2 protein-coding genes are annotated in these 2,348 nt (G+C 47.3%); both read right to left on the minus strand.

Going from position 1 to position 2,348, the window contains the following annotated elements; genetic code table 11:
• Nucleotides 1–93: 93 nt before the first annotated feature.
• Nucleotides 94–1,713 carry an NAD+ synthase gene (locus tag B7X71_RS15430; protein WP_293599423.1) on the minus strand — a complete coding sequence of 540 codons (1,620 nt, stop codon included), beginning with the start codon at nucleotides 1,711–1,713 and terminating at the stop codon, nucleotides 94–96.
• Nucleotides 1,714–1,730: 17 nt separating this feature from the next.
• Nucleotides 1,731–2,267, minus strand: coding sequence for an inorganic diphosphatase (ppa, locus tag B7X71_RS15435; protein WP_215309606.1), 537 nt, complete (start codon nucleotides 2,265–2,267; stop codon nucleotides 1,731–1,733).
• Nucleotides 2,268–2,348: the final 81 nt, after the last annotated feature.

Here is a 2,348-nt window from a genome sequence, read left to right on the forward strand (position 1 = left end):
GTCAAGTTTGAACGGCTTAATAATGGATGTGATTAGCTTCATATATTCCCCTTAATACAGTAATCATACCTAGAACTGAAAACCAATGCCCAGTTACGCCCTAAATTGGGAGGTAATAGGATAGCGCCAGTCACGCCCAAAGGCTCTGGTGGTCACACGAACACCCGGAGGTGCTTGGCGACGCTTGTACTCATTGAGCTTAATCAGGCGGGTAACTTTTTCTACGCTTTCTGGATCAAAGCCGGCGGCAATAATTTGGGCGATGGATTGGTTTTGCTCCATATAGCGCTCTACGATGCCATCCAATACTTCATACGATGGCAGGCTATCTTGATCGGTTTGATCAGGACGTAATTCTGCGGAAGGGGCGCGCGTCAAAATCCGCTCCGGAATAATTGGGGTAATACTGTTGCGGTAAGCGCACAAGCGATAGACCAAGGTTTTGGCGATATCCTTAATGACTGCAAAGCCACCGGCCATATCTCCATAGAGAGTGCAGTAGCCCACAGCCATTTCACTTTTATTACCGGTTGTAAGAACTAGGCGGCCGGTTTTATTAGATAGCGCCATTAGGAGAGTGCCACGTACTCGCGCCTGAATATTCTCTTCGGTGGCGTCCAGTTTGAGGCCCTTGAATTGCTCAGCCAAGGCATGCTCTAAAGCATCAACAGGTTCGCTAATGGGGATCTCATCATATTGAACACCCAGATTCTGAGCCATTTCTCTAGCATCAATCCAAGAGATATCAGCGGTATAGCGAGAGGCCATCATGACGGCGCGAACTTTGTCTGCCCCCAATGCATCAACAGCTATCGCCAGAACTAATGCTGAATCAACCCCACCCGAGAGGCCAATAATGACTCCTGGAAAACGGTTCTTCTGAACATAGTCTCGGACACCCAAAACAAGAGCTTGATAGGCCTGAGCTTCTACGCTTGATGGGGGAATAAGAGATCCTATCTCTAAGTCAGCGGATGCATTGACATCGACATAGCCTAGAGCGGTTTCAAACTGTGGCATGGTCATCACTACCTTGCCCGCGCTGTTCAAGGCAAAGGATCCACCATCAAAAACCAATTCATCTTGGCCGCCTACTGCATTGACATAAACCAAAGGCATCTTGCTTAAGGCAATTTGTTTGCGCAGCACCTCAATACGTAAAGATTCTTTTTGGAGGTGATAAGGTGAGGCATTGAGAACCAGAAGTACTTGGGCGCCAGCAGCATGAGCCTGTTTAGCTGGGCCTGCATGCCAAGCGTCTTCACACAGAATGAGTCCATATTGGATGCCGGCATTTTCAAAGACACAGGCTTCGTTGCCTGGTGTGAAGTAGCGCACCTCATCAAATACTTCATGATTGGGTAATTCTTGTTTGGCATAGCCGGCAATAACTTTTCCATCACGAATGACTGACGCATAGTTTTGCAAACCATTTGCAGTCTTTTTTGGGTGACCAACAATCACGGTCAATCCTGGAAATTTCTGGAGCTCCAGCACTAAACAACTGAGCTCACGATCGGCAGCCTCAATAAAGGCAGGGCGAAGCAGTAAGTCTTCTGGAGGGTAGCCAGTGAGCGAGAGCTCTGGCGTGAGAACTAGTGTGGCGCCTTGTGCATAAGCATTTGCGGCGGCTTGAGAAATGAGCTGCGCGTTGCCAGGCAAATCACCCAAAAGAGGGTTGATTTGCGCCAGGGCGATTTTTTGCGAGCTCACTCCCAATTACAAATCAATTACTTCTGTGACTTAGCGTAACCTTCGATGCCGTCCAAAATTTCTTTATGGGCACCAGCAACACCAGTCCAACCTTTAACTTTTACCCACTTACCTTTTTCGAGATCTTTATAGTGCTCGAAGAAGTGTTGAATTTGAGCGAGGAGTAATTCGTTTACATCTTCAGGCTTTTGCAAATGCTTGTAGATTGGCAAAATCTTATCTTCTGGAACGGCCAACAACTTCGCGTCTTGTCCGCCTTCATCTTCCATCTCCAACATTCCGATGGCGCGGCAGCTCACTACTGAGCCTGGTACCAATGCAAATGGAGTAATAACGAGAACGTCAACAGGATCGCCGTCACCAGCAATCGTTTTTGGGATGTAACCGTAGTTGCATGGATAGTGCATTGCTGTACCCATGAAGCGATCTACGAAGAGGCAGCCAGTTTCTTTATCCACTTCATACTTCACTGGATCCGCATTCATTGGGATCTCAATAATGACGTTGAATGATTCTGGGATTTTTTTACCCGGACTGACCTTGTCGTAACTCATAAATACTCCGCTTAGTGATTAATGGATACCTCGATATTAGCAAAGAGGTGTTGTGGCGCTTATTTTAAAGCTTTCCGGGGG

The sequence above is a fragment of the Polynucleobacter sp. 39-46-10 genome (assembly GCF_002282275.1).

Coding starts and splice junctions, on each gene's coding strand:
- ppa (WP_215309606.1), bottom strand. CDS start 2,267: ATGAGTTACGACAAGGTCAGTCCGGGTAAAAAAATCCCAGAATCATTC.